The following is a 16,161-nucleotide window of genomic DNA, read 5'->3' as shown; positions in this document are numbered from 1 at the left end:
ATAGAGAAATCAAGACTGTGCCGGCTCCAATTTCTATCCTACAGCCATAATTCTACGGGTGAGGATAGAGAAATCAAGACTGTGTCGGCTCCAATTTCTACCCTGAAACCTCAACCGTATGGCCTAGGATAGAGAAAAAAAGCATGCATTTCAATCCGTTTCCGTATATCCGCAGTAAGAGCGATATCACGAAGCTGGTGACGAATCTGATCCAGAATACAAACTCAGCAAATATCAAAAATTCTTCTCAGGATCCTTTTTGGGAGCGCGCCGAACGAATGTTCCTAGAAAGCCTTTTTCTCTATGTATGGATGGAGTGTCCGAAAGGTGTATATAACCCGAAAAGAGGGAAGGCAGAGCTTCTGCAGAGAAACTGGAAATCCATTCTTTACCTGTTAGATGAGGCACAGTTCGTGGAAGAAGATACACCGCCAAAGTTAGATGAACGCATGAAAGAACTGGCGAAGAAAAAGCCGGATCATCCGGCCGTAAAAGCATACCAGCGTTATAGAGGCGGTCCGGATGAAACGATCCGTTCCGTCATTATGACAGTCAATGCTCGGATGCAGCCTTTTGATAATGAGGAACTTTTGGAGATCTTTTCATCCAATGACATCCCGCTGGACGAGTTTGGAACGGGAATGGATGGAGACGGGAAAACAAAGAGCAACCTTTTTATCATCATTCCGGATGATGACGATACCTTTAACTTCGTACCGGGGATGGTGTATACGCTGCTTTTTCAGGAGCTATACCGGCATGCGAGATTCTTTGGCGGAAAACTGCCGATGGATGTGGGATTCTGGCTCGATGAAATAGCAAACATCAAGATGCCGAATAACTTTGATAAGATCCTTGCCACCTGTAGAAGCCGTGGTGTGTACTGTGTGCCAATCTTACAGTCCCTGGCACAGCTAAAAACGCTTTTTGCGGACGGAGCATGGGAAGGCATTGTCGGAAACTGCGACACTTTTATCTATCTGGGCGGTAACGAAGCAAGCACCTATGAATATGTCTCAAAGCTGCTTGGAAAATGGACGATCGACAAACGAACCAGTGGAGAAAGCAAAGGAACCAGCGGTTCTTACAGTGAGAATTACGATGTGCTTGGCAGGGAGCTGATGTTAGAGTATGAGCTTCGCCTGTTGCCGGATGATGAATGTATTATTTTTGTGCGTGGGGAAAATCCGATTCGGGATAAGAAATGGTTCCCGTGGGAACACGAAGCATATCTGGAAGCAAGAAAATGTGGTGCTTTTGTCCCGGCGGTGCAGAAAGAAAAACAGAAACAGCAGATGGAAGAATGTGACTTTATCGGGGAAGGGTCATTGGAATATCTCAAAAAGCAGCAATCGAAAAATGAAAACATCCGGCTGTATGAACTGGACGCCTTTTCCTTTATGATGATGGATCTGGATGCGATGGAGAAGAAGATTCATTCCACACCAAAAGATGTCAAAGGAGCAGAAGTGGAAAAGATGATCACTGCCGGCATGATCCAGTCTGCGGTAAGTCATGAAATGAAACGGGAAGCGGAAGAACGAAAAGCATGGTTTATCGAAAACTTTGATAAGCTCACACTTCTTGATATCTATGCTTCCGAGTGGATGAGCGAGACGAGAAGAAAAGTAATACGCGAACTGCTGCAGGCAGGAGCAGAGGAGGATATAATTAAGTCCATCATCCGTCCGGAGATTGAGGAAGGACAGGTGCTGCAGAAGAAAAAGATGTGGCTGGAGATGAAGGGAAAGGGGAATTGATAGTTGAGATATTACTAGATGTTTCCTGTAATTTTAATGAATAAGATAGCTGAAACAGAGTATTAGTAGTAGAAAAAATGTGATATAATGTTCCTAAAAATAGGAGGTACGCTATGAACAGATTATTTAAATATGCAATGTTTTTCACTGCATTTATACCGCTATGGATAACAATTCTTTTCTTAGATATCATGAGTATTACGGATGAAACAAATAATTATATAGGATCTGAAGTCGTTGGTATAGGTTGTATTGCTATTGGATTATTTCTATCAGCAATAATTATTTTTTGTTCGATGAGAGGAGTACGGAGTCAAAATTATACAAAATATAAGATATTGTCTGCAGAACAGGAAAAAGGGATAACATCAGAGTTTTTGTTATCCTACATTCTTCCGTTATTTGCATTTGATTTTACAAGATGGGTTAGTGTGTTTGAATTTTTAATTTATTTTGTGATTTTGGCATTCCTATGTGTTCGGAATAATAATGTTTATGCTAATTTATTGTTTGAGATAAAAAGATATAAATTTTATACTTGTGAAATGCAATGGGTGGCAGAGCCAGATACAACTCCGATTTCAATGATGGTGATTAGTAAAAAACCATTAACTGCCCATAAAGGTAATACAATCGAAGTTGCGGCACTTAACAAACCGTTCTATTTAAGTAAATGAAATTGGGGAGGATGAGGGAACTTCACAAACGCCATTATCAAACATGTTATTTTTGGTTTTGTCACAAATTGCAAGTGTAAAGTTCCTTGCATTCTTTGAATCACTTAAATCAAATTTATCTGTAGCAGGATTAACAGGAATATGAAGGCGATTCTTTAAGATGTCTTTGTATTCCTGTTCCTTTAGCTTTTCTACTATTTCGGGATTGTATGTTATAAATTTTTTTGGATTCTGACCAGAAGAAGCAAATAGCTTATATGAAGAAATATCATCAACAATATCGGCTGCTTCAAGATCCTGAAGGCGTTCTTGACATACAATCTTATGAGAATATTCAATGTTAAAAATGCTTTCAAAATTGTTGTTTATCGAATAGAGCGTATTATCTACAATTAGTATGCTAAAAGATTTTCCAAATTGAACCAGAGGTTCTGTTGTTTCTGTAATCGTATTATTTCTAGCTGATAAAATTGGAACCCTCTTTTTGAATGTTAGAACTGGATTTTTACGAGACAATAAGTAAAGATTTTTATTATTGCCGTCAGTATCTTCATAATTTCCAACAAAAGCAAAGGCATTCGCTGAAATGTCTTTTAAATCAACACTGTCATCACTATTGTTAATATGTTCAATTAATGATGGCCAGCTTAATTGCATAAGCTCGCTAGTGATATCAAGTTTTTCGGTTGTGTTTTTAGGATTTTGGGCAGTGTAGTTTAAAATGTTATTTTGTTTTTTTACAATAGTTAAGAATGTATCACACATTGAGCTAACGATGTCGTTTAGTAATTGAGCGGATGCAAAAGGAATGTTGTAACATACATATTCATTAGGATTTTTTGTGTGATTGTATTCTATTAGATGAAAATCTCAATGAGTTATCTGTTTTGCAGTTATAATTGCAGATTCGATTTTGTTAAACGACATATGCTACCTCCTGTATATTGTATATCTTTGAATTTATTATACCATATATAGAATAATTGTAAATGCTTTTTATAGGAAGATAGCATAAATTTATCGTTTAAAAAATGAAAAAAACATCCGGCTGTATGAACTGGACGCCTTTTCCTTTATGATGATTGATCTGGATGCGATGGAGAAGAAGATTCATTCCACCCCAAAAGATGGCCAAGGAGCAGAAGTGGAAAAGACGATCACTGCCGGCATGATTCAGTCAGCAGTAAATCATGAAATGAAACGGGATGCGGAAGAACGAAAAGCATGGTTTGTCGAAAACTTTGATAAACTCGCACTGCTTGATATCTATGCTTCCGAGTGGACGAGCGAGACAAGAAGAAAAGCGATCCGCGAACTGCTGCAGGCGGGAGCAGAGGAAGATGTGATCAAGAACATCATCCGTCCGGAGATTGAGGAAGGACAGGTGCTGCAGAAGAAGGGGATGGGGCTGGAGATGCAGCAATGTAGTTGTCCTTAAAGGAGTCGAAATTGCAGAAAATATGTGTGCGTGGTATTCTTGTTTGAAAAAGGAGAATATCATGAAGAATCAACAGGAACTAATAGATGAATATTTGTATTATTGTTTAAGACAAAGAAAGTTGGACGAGAAAACAGTTCGTGCATATCGAATTGATTTAAGACAATTTTCTGAATTTTGTGTTCAAAAGAAATTGGTAACTGAAAAAGCAATAATTCGTCAATACATTTTGCATCTACACGAATCATACAAACAAAAGACAGTAAAACGTAAAGTTGCTAGTATAAAAGCATTTTATTCTTATTTAGAAGATGAAGAAATCATAGATGATAGCCCTTTGAGAAAGATTCGGACAGAATTTCGGGAAGAAAAAATTTTACCACGCTCGATTCCGTATTCTATCTTGCAGTCATTATTAAGTAGTATGTACTCCAAAAAAAGCATAGAGAGTACTATATATGAAAGAAAATTGCTAAATCGTGACATAGCGGTGGTTGAAACGCTATTTTCTACAGGAATAAGAATATCGGAATTGTGTAATTTGATGCAAAAAAATATTGACATTGAACAGGGGATATTTTGCATAAAAGGAAAAGGTGGGAAGGAACGCTATCTGCAGATAGGAACGGAAGAAGTGTTAGTGCAGTTGAAAGAATACAAGAGGCATTGGGAAAAGGAATTGAATGTGAGTGAATTCTTCTTTCTAAATCGCTATGGGGAACGATATTCTGAGCAGTCAGCACGTCGAATGATCCAACGCTACACTCAAGAAGCAATGATTGAAATGCATATTACGCCACATATGTTTCGTCATGCGTTTGCTACATTACTCTTGGAAGAAGAGGTTGACATACGCTTTATTCAGAAAATGTTGGGGCATGCGTCAATCATGACAACTCAGATTTATGCTGAAGTTGCATCAAAAAAACAGATGGAGATTTTGAAGATGAAACATCCTAGAAATCGAATGGAAATTTTTGAGAAAAATGTTGAAATGGGGGATACAGGAGTGGTATAATGAAATGGTACTGATAATTGAATATTATCGGACGGAGATGTGGTGTGACGGATGATTTTTAGTTATCCGTCAGATAAGTTAAAATATAAGCTGTACTTTAAGGAGTATGTATGAATCAAAATATATGTGAAATAATAGACGTTTACAGGAATTTAGAACACAATTACAAGAATGAAATATTAATAGTTTTAGTTGCTAATGTAGAGGGTAAAACAAATGATTACGATGATTATGAAAATACATCCGTATTATCAGAATATTATACCTTAGACGAATTTGAAAATATTAGTATAACATATAAGAAATTAGGATATGAAGTTATTTGCTATTTTAGTGAAAAAGATTTCATGAATGCAATAATTAACAACAAAATAAACACCGACAAAAAATTACTGGTAATTAATTCTGCTCAAAGTGGAACATATGTCGGTCGAAAATCCCTAATTCCAAGTTTTTGTGACCATTATAAAATTATGCATTCTGGAAGTAATGCGTATGTTGTAAGTCTGTGCAGAAATAAATTTCATACTTCTAAAATCATAGATTCATATGTTAAGTACAATCTAAATACATATTTGTTTGACATTCATCAAAATTGGTTAAATAATAGTAAACCACAAATAGGTGAATGCATTATTCTCAAGCTGAACTCTGAGTCGGCTAGTATTGGGCTTACAAAAGATAATATAATTCACTATAATGGTGAAAAATCCGATAATTATATTGCTAATCTTGCACAAAAATATAAGCAGCCAATAGTGGTACAGCCATTTGTCAGCGGCTATGAAGTGGAACTACCTATAATATTATCTTCTGAGAATACTTTCCTTCTTCCGATTGGAATTTCAATAAAAGAAAATTATTTTATCGGAGATGCCATTTTAGATTATACTTCTCGATTTGAGCATTCATATGACTTTTATAATTTTTGCGAATATAATGAAAAATTGGCAAATCAATTACAGCAAAATTCCATTCAAATAGCAGATATACTTGGACTGGAAGGATTTTGTCGTATTGACTATCGTATAAATTGCAATAATGAATACTATATAACAGACATTGCTACCAATCCACATATTACAAAAGACTCATCATTTGCATACGCATTTAGTAAATTGGGATATTCTTATGATGATATGTTTTCATGCTTGATTGGATGCACATTATCCCATTATTATAAATCGCTCCAATAATATAATGCGGTAAAATCAAAACTATGTCCCCAATATGCCCAAGCCTCTTGGTAACTTTGACAATACTTAAAAATAAATGTGTCGATGTCTTCAATTTGAATTTCAATATGCTGCTCTATTGCTGTCTGCAATAAGTCATATTTTTTCTTATAATATGATTCATCGATGATACCATTTGTTGCCACACGCAATTCGTTAAGTATTTTTTGAGCCTGTGCATAGTCTTTTTTAAATATTTCAAGAATTAATATATTATTTTCAATACAAATTTCATAAAAAGCTTCACTAGTATTCCTTGCTTGTTGCCTTGTTTGAAGCAATCTTTCATAAGCCAGGTCAATTTCGCCGTTAATTGCCAAAAATGCACAATAATTAGAGGTTATGAAGATATTATCTGCATTTTCACTAAGGTTCATTAGTCTTGCATATATTTTTAAAATTTCTTTCTTTTTTTGAGGTTCATGCAGATACAAAGCTACCAGAAAATTATTATCAATAATATGAAGCCTTGGAAAACATATTGTTGGATTTATATTAATAAAATCGTAAGCTTTTTGAATTTCACATAAAGCCTCTTTATAACTGCTGCATTCAATTAATATTCCTGTGTGATTAGCTAAACTCATTACATATTGTAATGGATTAAGGGCCATTGTATTACCGGGTAAGGGTTTAAAAAATTCAACACTTTGTCGTATATATATTTCTGAAAAAACGCATTCATGCACACAGTTAGATATTCTTTTTAATGTATATAGCATCAGTCTTGCATTTTCATCATATGATATACGTGGCTGTAGATAATTCATTATTCTTTTTTCGCATTCTTTTGCTTCTTCAATCATTCCATTGTGTGAATAAGAAGAAATCAATGTTAATAAAACTTGTAAGTATAAATCTCCCTCTCTATTTATTTTTTCAAGAGTATAATGTTCTAAGCATTTAAGTGCTTCACGTCTGCTATCGTTATCGAGAATTTTTGTTAAAGAAGCAGATTTAACTATATCTCTTATTACAAGTAATTCACATGGATATAAATCGTAAATATAACTAAGCTTATTTAATGCTTCTTTATAATTCCGATGGTTATATTGTTCAACGACCGGTTTAAATAACGTAAAGAACTCATTTACATTTGCATCTTCTTTAATATTTTCCAAATAAGCCTCTTCCTGATAAAAAGTCTGGAATTTGTGTTTGAAAAATAATAATACAGATAGAATTGCTGCATTATGTCCATTCTCTAATTTCAGTTCAATATCAATACGTCTTTTATAGTCACCTGGAAATAGTTCCTTTACACAGTCACTCATTTTTTCATAATATAATATATTATTTTGATGTGCTTTATTTCTGAAAACAATTTGAATTATCTCATTTGAAAAATATGTATATGGTTTGTCTTGAATAATATATTCCATATTTTCCGAATATTGCATCAGTTTGAGATAATCCTGCCTGCTTAAATTATACGTTTTCTTAACTTCATCATTAAGAAATTTCTTTCCAATCAGGGAAGCATACTCTAATAAATTTGAAATTTCATTACCCTTTGTGCCTAATGTTTCCAGATTTTTATTAACTAATATTTCTAAGTATTTTTCTAAAGCCTGTACATTTGTATTATAATCTAAATATTGACTATCTATTTCTTTTGCTATTTGTTTTATGACTTCTAAATGACCATTTGCTAAATTAAAAAATATTTTTTTGATACTATCATCAAGAGCTATCTTAAGATTTAAACTATCTAAATATATATCTAATTCCTCATATGAAATAGGAGATAACGTGAATTCTTTTGTCTTAAATTTCTCGATTATATTATCTATATTGGAATCATAGTCATTTTCGGGTGTTACTACAATTAGGAAACTGCATTGTTTCATAAATTCAAACTGAGCACAATTTTTTAAAAATAAATATACCATTTGGAGTGACTTTAAGTCAAAATACTGAAAACTGTCACAAATAATTAGCGCTTTCTTTTTCTCAAACAAATAATTTAAGCGATACACAATATTTTTTTCGTCATCATTATTAAGAAAAAAAGTCTTGTTATTCTGAGATACATTTTTATAGTTGAGTTTATCTGAAATTATTTTTTTTGATATGTCACCTACAATTGGAAGTTCACCGCTAAACTCTGATATCAGTTCTTTATCGTTTTGTTTTTGTGCATATTTAACCGACATTTCGGAAAGTGCTTGTTTTATACAATAATATTCTCGTTCTTTACAAAATTGATCTCCATTAATACAGCAAATTGTAAAATCCTTTCGGGCTTTAAATTCTTTAATTAATTGCTCTATAACATAGGTTTTTCCTACACCTGCATTTCCTTTTAAAATAATAACATTTTGATCATAAGAATCGAGTTCTTCAATTAATTTTTTAAACAAATCCTGCTGATTATCTAGCATTTTATATCATGACCCTTCCAATTAAAATCATATTGTTATCGAAATTATATAAATAACGGATAACTAAAAATTATCCGCCACAGCACATCTCTCCGTCCGATAATATTCAATTATCAGTACCAAATGTGAATAGTCTTGTGCAGAAGAATTCGACACACAGAAATCCTATAATTTTCAGAAAATTATCCAATAATGAAAATTTTAAATTGCATCGTTTCCTTGATTTAAGAAGTAAATGTTTGTATAGTTCGATAAATCATATGATTTCATATGTAACATATGGGTTGAATGCCAGGTTGATTCAAAAGTATACTAAATATGGTTACATATCGAGCAATACAAGGGGGGAGAGATTCCGGTGCTATATAAGTATCGAAAACCGGATGCAAAAGATCTGTATCGGGTACAAGGATATGTGGATGCTTTGCTGGAAAAGCAAGTCAGGAAAATGATTGGAAGGAAGATGAAAGAAATGTTATGAGAAAAACCTAATAATTATGAAAAAAAATCATATCTTTCTAGCAATATTGTTCTATCTGCGGTATACTAGATGAGAAAAAAGAACGACGCTATAGGAAGCAGATACAGGAACGTATGTGTTGATTCCGTTAATGTATTTATGTTCTTTTGCTTTATGGAAATAATTGATTTGCCACAATAAAAAATATTGATTTTTTAGATAACAGGTGGGAGAATGTGCATGGACTTAAAATTAAGAGTAGCAATTTGTGATGATGAGAAATATTTTCGAGAAGAAATTAAAAGGTTAGTCGAACAATATCTTAAAGAAAAGAAGATTATATTTTGTATTGATCTTTTTACAAGTGGTTTGGAATTTTGCAGCGATGATAATAACCTGCAACAATATGACATTATATTTCTCGACATTGGAATGAAAGAAATGAATGGGATGGAAACAGCGTATGCGATACGGGAAAAAAATCAGAATGTGGACATTGTTTTTATTACTATTATGATGGATTATGCACTTGAAGGGTATCGCGTGGATGCAGTACGCTACATATTAAAGGATGATCTGGAAAGCTTGCTGCCGGAATGTATGGATACGATTCTTCAGAAAAAACAGGAAAGGGAAATGGAATTTCCGTTTGTAGGGGGAAAGAGGAAAGTTCTGTTAAAAGAGATTCTTTTTATTGAGAGTAAATCACATCAATTATGGTTTGAGAGAACCGGAGAAAATTTATATATGTATGGTCAGATTAACGACCTGGAGTTGATTTTATCGAATTATGATTTTGTAAGGACGCATCAAAGCTTTTTAGTGAATCTTGTACATATAGAGAAAATAAATAACTATTTGCTATACTTGTCAAACGGTGCTGAAATTCCCGTGACAAAACAAAGATACGCAAAAGTGAAAGAGCAGTATTTAAGTTACAAAGAAAAAATGTAGTTAAACACGAGGTATAAAATATTATGGTAGAAGAATTTTTCAAAAGTATCAGTATTGTATTTTATGAAGCACTCTGTTGTGGAATCTTCCTGAATATGTTTTTGGAACAAAGATATCCGGCCAGATGGTTGAAATCATTATCCGTTTTTTTGCTGACAGGAGTGTTTTTGTTTTGGGCATTAATTACTCAGACGGGTGGACATTATGTTTTTCGCAGTATAGGGATTATTATAAGCATTGCATTGTTTGCTGTGATATTTTATACAGGGAAATGGCTGCTCAAGATATTTCTTAGTTTTATTTTTTATGCGATTTTATTCTGTGTTGATTATTTAGGATTAATATTGGTTGATTTATTGTTGGATTCTGCTGATTTATCAAACAGTGTAATTCAAGTGATTCTAGTCCTTTTGTGTAAGACGGTTTTGTTTGTGATTGTACTGATACTGGATTATTTTTGGAAAAGAGAAAAAGAGCTGGATGTAAAGAAATCAGAATGGATTTTAATGATTAGTTTTCCAATGATGACTGTAGTAATCATGCTTGTTATGTTGCTGTCTTTTCAACAGAAGAACAATTCTTTTGGATACTTGACGGTTTCTTTTGGAATGGTAAGCATCAATCTTGTCATGTTTGTGTTATTAAAATACATATCGGCAAGAGAAAAACAATATAATCAAATGAAGATATTACAGGAGAGAAATAAAGAAAAAATGCAGGCATATTATGAATTTAGTGAGGATTATGCGCAGAAAAAACGGATGGTGCATGATTATAACAATCAGATTCATTGCATTCAGGGACTATTGAGGCAAAACAAGTACCGGGAGGCAGAGGAATATGCAGATAAATTGACAGAAATACTAATAGATGGTCGGGAAGTCATAGATGTTAATAATACAGTATTAAATGTTGTACTAAATCAAAAATATCGTCTCGCAAAAAGTAAGGATATTGCTCTGTATTTTCAGGTAAATGATTTATCCGGATTATGGATGAAGGAGCAGGATGTGGTTATTTTGTTGTCGAATTTATTGGATAATGCGATTGAGGCTTGTGAGAAATTAGATTGTAATAAGGTGATACGGCTAAAACTTGTAAAGGAAAAACAACAAATGGTACTTTCTGTCCAGAATCCAGTGGCGGTTCCCGTAGAAATTAAAAACAATGATATCCAAACGGGTAAAGGGGATAAGAAAAATCATGGGATTGGTTTGAAGAATATTCAAATGGTTTTAGATAAGTATGGTGGAATTGGGAGAATCAGATGCGATAAGGGATGGTTTTATTATACGGCAGTAATTCCCCAAACGGAAGAAATATAAATATCTGTTTACAAAAACAAGGCTGCAGAGCCTTGTTTTTTTCTTGCAAAAAAAGTAAATATGAAAAATCACAGTCAAATTTGGTTACTTTTAGTCGAATCTTGCTACTACTGTTGAATTTAAGTAGGAAATTATGGTATATGAAAGACGAGGAGAACCTGGCTATGATAGTTAAATTTGTAAAATATCTTATTGACAAAGATGTTTTGGATAAACAATACGAAGAAGATTCTATATATGGGCTGACAATTATGCTGGAAAAGATAGTAGCATATGTTGTTTTGTTTTGTATTGCCTTTATAGTAAGAAAACCAATAGATGGAATCATCTTTACTGTTTCCTTTATGGCTGTAAGGCAGACTACAGGTGGTTTTCATGCAAAAAGTTTTTTGGGATGTCTGACAGGATCAGTATTAACATTATTAATGGCATTAGAAATAATTGCTCCGTTAATAGAAAAGTATGAAATGGTAAAAGGGATTATATTTATTCTGTCAACAGTTTGTATATGGTGTTTTGCTCCCGTGAATCATCCGAATCTGGCTTTGTCAAAATGCGAACAACAGGAGTATAAAATGTGGAGCAGAAAGGTATTGGGGATGGAATTTGGAGTAATTGTAATTGCGTATTTGTTACATATGCGATGGCAACAGTACATGATGCTTGCAATTGTGTTTTGTGCTGTTTTCATATTGATAGCAAAAATAGTAAGGCAGGAGGTGAAGTGTGATGAAAAGTAAAAAAGAAAATCGTTTACTCAACTTGGCGGGAAAACTGGCAAAGGCTGAAGCTGCCAGAGCAAAGTCCGGCTGGCCGCCAGCATGTGCAGGAATTTTGCATCAGCCGAAACGTCCGACGAAAAAGTAATGCAACATGGGAAGTGACGAAACTAAAATTTGCCCATTGAATCATAGCATTGCTTAGCATGGAACAATGGGCAGAGAAGAAAATATATCAATTCGATTGATTTTATCTATAGATATAAATTGGTGTTATATTTGGAGCAATCGCAGAACATATGAGGGAGGTTTTTCATGAAGAAAACAGGAAAAGAAGGAATCCAAAAGGGCATTATCAGTGGTACATTAGCTGTGGTATTGGTACTCACTGCTGTCGTGGGAGTGGATTTTTCCACTAGGAAAGATGCAAAAGCAGGAACAGGTATGAATACGGGAACATCCCGGGCAGCCGTTACGGAAGAACTGACTGCCAAGCGGAGCAAATTTGTCAAACAGTTTGCCTTGTCTGATGGCAGTTTTATCGCTGCCACCTACTCCATGCCCATCCATTACAAAAAGAACGGAAGATGGAAAGAAATCAATACCACTCTGGTGAAATCCGGAAAATCCCAATATAAAACAAAAGCGACGGATTTATCCATCAGAGTCTCAAAAAAAGCAAATAAAAAATCCGTTGTATCTCTGAAACGAGGTAAAACCAGCTTATCCATCGCCTTAAAAGGCAAAAAACTCAAACAATCAAAAGTAAAGATCAGCAATCCAAAGAAGACGACATACACCGATGTTCTGAACCAGAACAAAGTAACATATAAAAAAGTTCTGAAGAATACAAATGTCTCTTATGACATTTTTCCGGAAAAAGTGCAGGAGATTGTTACGGTTTCCAAGAAACAGAAGAATAAATCCTTTTCTTTCAAACTAAATACAAAATTAAAAGTTAAGGTAAAGGGTAAAAAAGTCTATTTCAAGATGAAAAAAGGAAAAACCCAATTTACCCGGATGAGCACCAAGATTACCGATGCAAATGGCGTATCGACAACCAATGTAAAACTTTTCTATAACAAAAAGACAAAAACATTGAAAGTGACACCAAATAAAAAGTGGTGGAACAGCAAAAAAAGAAAATTCCCGGTGGAAATCCGGACAACCTATCTTACCGATAAACACCGCAGAGATGTAAAGGTGGGGGCTGCTTATGCCGGCGCACCAAACAGTAACTTCGGCTATGACAAATCCCTGCTTTTGCAGGCGAATAAATGTGTGGCATTTACCAAGATGAGTACCCTTTCCGAACTGAAAAACCAAGATGTGCAGATTCGGGATGCAGCATTACATATCAAAAATGAAAAGACAATCAAATTAGGGGCTGGAAAGACCTTTGACATCGGTGTCCACAAAGTGACACAGAACTGGAACGTCAATAAACTGACCTATAACAACCGTCCGGCTTATGAAGCGGGTGCCTCAGCAACCGTGGGAATCCAGAAGGCAGGGAAATACCAGTGCGATGTAACGGACATTGTAAGGGCATGGTATGCGGGAGAAGCCAACTACGGTGTGGCATTAGTGGCGGACAATTCCAACCGCTCTTACCAGGCAAAAATAGACCGGAATCCATACTTTACCGTGCATTATGAGGTGGTGGGATTTGACGGTGCTGTGGAATTAAAGGAAAACGCACCGGTTACCCGGTCAGTAATAAAAGCCGGACAGGAGAATTACTATTACTTTGACACCAAGCCGGGCATTGCATATGACATTTACACCGATTCCTCCATTGACACACAGGCAACCATGTACGACACAGCTAAAAATCAGGTTGCCTATGACGACAATTCCGGACTGGATAACAACTTCCTCTTTACCGGAGCCTATAACGGACGGAAATATCTGAAAGTCAGCGTCAAAAACAAAGGAACCGGGGATTACACCCTTACCCTGAAAAAGCATTTTGCAATTCCGGAACCAACGGGAATCAAAGGACAGGATAAGTATACCATCACCTGGAATGCGGTAGAGAACGCCAAAGAATATCTCATCTGCGTTTATGACGGAGGAAAGAAAATCAGCGATGCCGTTGTGACGGGAACATCCTATGATTATATCTATAACAATGAAACCGCTGGAAAGATACTGGGATTCACCGTGACGGCAAGGGAAAATGCTTCCCTGGCCGGTGAAGCATCCCGGATGGTCTATAACACAGACAGCCGGTCGGAGTGGGTATATACGACACCAATGCAGGAAACCAGAAAAAATGCTTCTGCCGCTGCGTTGGATGGGAAAATCTATGTACTCGGCGGGGAAAGTGCCACAGGTTCCCTGAAAACCTTTGCGGTATATGATACGGAAAAGAAAACATGGGAAAGTCTGCCGGAGTATCCCGGTACCGAAAGCGGAATCTGCCGGGCAGCCGTGTTTGCGTACAATAACGAAATCTATGTCATCGGCGGTCAGACCGATACGGGAGTGACGGCAAAACTTCTCAAATCTGTGTATGCTTATAACACAGAGACCAGACAATGGCAGAAAAAGGCAGACCTGGCAGAGGGAAGAACCAATCTGGCATATGCATGTAGCAAAGACAAACTCTATGTATGGTCAAAGGCAGGTACCACGGATCAAGCAGAAATTTATGACATCAAAACCGATACCTGGGAGACGGCAGTTCTGCCGGACACCAGTGCGGTCATTGCTGCAGCAAGTGTGGATAACCGTGTGTTTGTGTTAAAAGAGGACGGAGAGAAGATGTTCTGGCAGGAGTATCTCCCGGAGGACAATCTCTTTGAGGACGCCGGAACCGTGTGTCCGTTTGTTGCTTCGAATATCTATGGTACTCCTGTAGTAATCAGCGGAAAAATCTATATGGCAAAAACAGAGGAGACAAAAGAAGTTCTGGTGTATGATGCTTACTCTGATGAGTGGAGCAGGATTTCGGATATGAACCTGACCAAGAAGGATTCCATGCTGGCAGCTTCCGGCAATGACATTTACAGCATTGGCGGAGAGTTGGTTGGCTTTGGTGTTCTGGATACCGTAGAGCAGTATACGGTAAAAGTGCAGACCATCACAAAGCAGATGGCAGTGAATCAGGGAGAATCCTACGAATTACAGGTGAATGCCGGGAACTTAAAAAAGGGACAGGCAAAGATCGTCACGGTAAATGTCAACCCGGAGGAAATGAAAATCCAGAACGCGTCTTCCTTTGAAACAGAGGATACGCTGAAAGAAGGGGCAGACGGCGTTACTTTATTAAAATACCAGCCGAAAAAAGGCGTAATCGTGCTGAAACTGACCGGAAGTCTGGAGCGGGGAGAATCTTATGAGACTTACCAGTCCATCCCGGTGGAAGCAAAGATAACCGGGAAAACAACAGTAGAGATTACCTTGACAGAAGAAGGAAAGTAATAATGAGGGGATTCGTTCGTTAGGAAAAACATAACGGGCGGGTCCTGTTTGTCGTACAAAGAAAATATAGAATCCGGAATGGGGGAGTTATCATTGAGGAAGTGCAAGGATAGGAAAGGAAAAAGAAAAAGAATCGTTGCAGCAGTAATTGGAATTGTAACTATATTTTTGATTGTTGGTGCTGCCCTTCTGATACAGAGAGGTCATGGGAAAGAGCAGACAGCGGAAAAGAAAGAGAAAGTCTATTCATCCCTTTCGGCGGCGGATAGGGAAACTGCTGATCTGTATGCGGAACTTTATGAAATGGACCGGGAACAGGTCGCAAAGATACAGGCGGAAACAAAGGACTGGGAGCAGACCGGTAGGAAATTGGAACAGGATTTTTTCACCATCCCGGAGAACACCAAGTACCAGATGGAACAGGAAGGCTACAGTCTGGATGATCTGGAACAGGCAGAGAAGCTGTCCGTAAAAACCGGAAGAAAAGCCATTGAGTTAGCAAAAGCAAAGGGAAAAACATCCGAAAACAGGCAATGGTCTGATGTGGTGAAGGATAGTGAGATTCTCAGCACGGAAGAACAGTTAGGAGTGTCAAAGGAGCAGATACAGCAGTTAAAAGACAAGTCCCTCAGTAAAGAGGAACGGATAGAAGTGGCGGTTCTGTTATTGAATGAGGATTATACCTTTGAGGAAGTGTTGGAGAAGCTGGAAGCCGGGAAAACGGTGGAGGAACTAACCAAACAAGAAGCGAAATAGAACAAG

13 protein-coding genes are annotated in these 16,161 nt (G+C 36.3%); 11 read left to right on the top strand and 2 right to left on the bottom strand.

The window, feature by feature from the left end:
• Positions 1-143 precede the first annotated feature (143 nt).
• Positions 144-1,760, top strand: coding sequence for a VirD4-like conjugal transfer protein, CD1115 family (locus ACSAJE_RS07495; protein WP_458008713.1), 1,617 nt, complete (start codon positions 144-146; stop codon positions 1,758-1,760).
• A 113-nt stretch (positions 1,761-1,873) separates the two neighbouring features.
• On the top strand, positions 1,874-2,437 hold the full coding sequence (locus tag ACSAJE_RS07490; protein ID WP_118443062.1) for a hypothetical protein: 564 nt from the start codon (positions 1,874-1,876) through the stop codon (positions 2,435-2,437).
• Here the strand turns inward: ACSAJE_RS07490 and ACSAJE_RS07485 are convergent.
• Positions 2,426-3,202: a Kiwa anti-phage protein KwaB-like domain-containing protein gene (locus tag ACSAJE_RS07485; protein ID WP_458008712.1), complete on the bottom strand. Its 777-nt coding sequence runs from the start codon at positions 3,200-3,202 to the stop codon at positions 2,426-2,428. The genes ACSAJE_RS07490 and ACSAJE_RS07485 overlap by 12 nt on opposite strands.
• 310 nt (positions 3,203-3,512) lie before the next feature.
• Here ACSAJE_RS07485 and ACSAJE_RS07480 point away from each other — a divergent pair, with 310 nt between their 5' ends.
• The 3 genes from ACSAJE_RS07480 (at position 3,513) to ACSAJE_RS07470 (ending at position 6,089) form a co-directional block, all read left to right on the top strand.
• Complete coding sequence (locus tag ACSAJE_RS07480) at positions 3,513-3,875, top strand: hypothetical protein (protein WP_458008711.1); 363 nt, start codon at positions 3,513-3,515, stop codon at positions 3,873-3,875.
• 61 nt (positions 3,876-3,936) lie between these two features.
• Positions 3,937-4,893: a tyrosine-type recombinase/integrase gene (locus tag ACSAJE_RS07475; protein WP_458008710.1), complete on the top strand. Its 957-nt coding sequence runs from the start codon at positions 3,937-3,939 to the stop codon at positions 4,891-4,893.
• 110 nt (positions 4,894-5,003) lie between these two features.
• Positions 5,004-6,089, top strand: a complete 1,086-nt coding sequence (locus tag ACSAJE_RS07470) for a hypothetical protein (RefSeq protein ID WP_458008709.1) — start codon at positions 5,004-5,006, stop codon at positions 6,087-6,089.
• Here ACSAJE_RS07470 and ACSAJE_RS07465 read toward each other — a convergent pair.
• Positions 6,071-8,512, bottom strand: coding sequence for an AAA family ATPase (locus tag ACSAJE_RS07465; protein WP_458008708.1), 2,442 nt, complete (start codon positions 8,510-8,512; stop codon positions 6,071-6,073). The genes ACSAJE_RS07470 and ACSAJE_RS07465 overlap by 19 nt on opposite strands.
• A gap of 700 nt (positions 8,513-9,212) precedes the next feature.
• On the opposite strand from ACSAJE_RS07465, the gene ACSAJE_RS07460 reads away from it, so the two are divergent.
• The 6 genes from ACSAJE_RS07460 (at position 9,213) to ACSAJE_RS07435 (ending at position 16,155) form a co-directional block, all read left to right on the top strand.
• Complete coding sequence (locus ACSAJE_RS07460; protein ID WP_458008707.1) at positions 9,213-9,926, top strand: LytR/AlgR family response regulator transcription factor; 714 nt, start codon at positions 9,213-9,215, stop codon at positions 9,924-9,926.
• A gap of 23 nt (positions 9,927-9,949) precedes the next feature.
• A complete protein-coding gene (locus ACSAJE_RS07455) occupies positions 9,950-11,251 on the top strand; it encodes a sensor histidine kinase (RefSeq protein ID WP_118508013.1) in 1,302 nt (433 codons plus the stop codon).
• 140 nt (positions 11,252-11,391) lie between these two features.
• Positions 11,392-11,991, top strand: a complete 600-nt coding sequence (locus ACSAJE_RS07450; RefSeq protein WP_182431072.1) for an accessory gene regulator B family protein — start codon at positions 11,392-11,394, stop codon at positions 11,989-11,991.
• Positions 11,981-12,118, top strand: coding sequence for an AgrD family cyclic lactone autoinducer peptide (locus ACSAJE_RS07445; RefSeq protein WP_118443071.1), 138 nt, complete (start codon positions 11,981-11,983; stop codon positions 12,116-12,118). The genes ACSAJE_RS07450 and ACSAJE_RS07445 overlap by 11 nt, the downstream gene beginning before the upstream one ends.
• A 167-nt stretch (positions 12,119-12,285) precedes the next feature.
• Positions 12,286-15,399, top strand: coding sequence for a Kelch repeat-containing protein (locus ACSAJE_RS07440; RefSeq protein ID WP_458008706.1), 3,114 nt, complete (start codon positions 12,286-12,288; stop codon positions 15,397-15,399).
• A gap of 93 nt (positions 15,400-15,492) precedes the next feature.
• Complete coding sequence (locus tag ACSAJE_RS07435) at positions 15,493-16,155, top strand: hypothetical protein (RefSeq protein ID WP_458008705.1); 663 nt, start codon at positions 15,493-15,495, stop codon at positions 16,153-16,155.
• Positions 16,156-16,161: the final 6 nt, after the last annotated feature.

The organism is Jutongia sp. SJQ-6, assembly GCF_054161275.1.
Note: the sequence above shows the minus strand (reverse complement) of the source record. Positions and strands in the feature narration are given on the sequence as shown.

Excerpts from the sequence above, each read along its gene's own strand:
- ACSAJE_RS07485 (WP_458008712.1), bottom strand. The coding sequence starts at position 3,202 with ATGTGTGATACATTCTTAACTATTGTAAAAAAACAAAATAACATTTTA.
- ACSAJE_RS07445 (WP_118443071.1), top strand. The coding sequence starts at position 11,981 with ATGAAAAGTAAAAAAGAAAATCGTTTACTCAACTTGGCGGGAAAACTG.
- ACSAJE_RS07475 (WP_458008710.1), top strand. The coding sequence starts at position 3,937 with ATGAAGAATCAACAGGAACTAATAGATGAATATTTGTATTATTGTTTA.
- ACSAJE_RS07480 (WP_458008711.1), top strand. The coding sequence starts at position 3,513 with ATGATGATTGATCTGGATGCGATGGAGAAGAAGATTCATTCCACCCCA.
- ACSAJE_RS07450 (WP_182431072.1), top strand. The coding sequence starts at position 11,392 with ATGAAAGACGAGGAGAACCTGGCTATGATAGTTAAATTTGTAAAATAT.
- ACSAJE_RS07465 (WP_458008708.1), bottom strand. The coding sequence starts at position 8,512 with ATGCTAGATAATCAGCAGGATTTGTTTAAAAAATTAATTGAAGAACTC.
- ACSAJE_RS07440 (WP_458008706.1), top strand. The coding sequence starts at position 12,286 with ATGAAGAAAACAGGAAAAGAAGGAATCCAAAAGGGCATTATCAGTGGT.
- ACSAJE_RS07460 (WP_458008707.1), top strand. The coding sequence starts at position 9,213 with ATGGACTTAAAATTAAGAGTAGCAATTTGTGATGATGAGAAATATTTT.
- ACSAJE_RS07495 (WP_458008713.1), top strand. The coding sequence starts at position 144 with ATGCATTTCAATCCGTTTCCGTATATCCGCAGTAAGAGCGATATCACG.
- ACSAJE_RS07490 (WP_118443062.1), top strand. The coding sequence starts at position 1,874 with ATGAACAGATTATTTAAATATGCAATGTTTTTCACTGCATTTATACCG.
- ACSAJE_RS07470 (WP_458008709.1), top strand. The coding sequence starts at position 5,004 with ATGAATCAAAATATATGTGAAATAATAGACGTTTACAGGAATTTAGAA.
- ACSAJE_RS07455 (WP_118508013.1), top strand. The coding sequence starts at position 9,950 with ATGGTAGAAGAATTTTTCAAAAGTATCAGTATTGTATTTTATGAAGCA.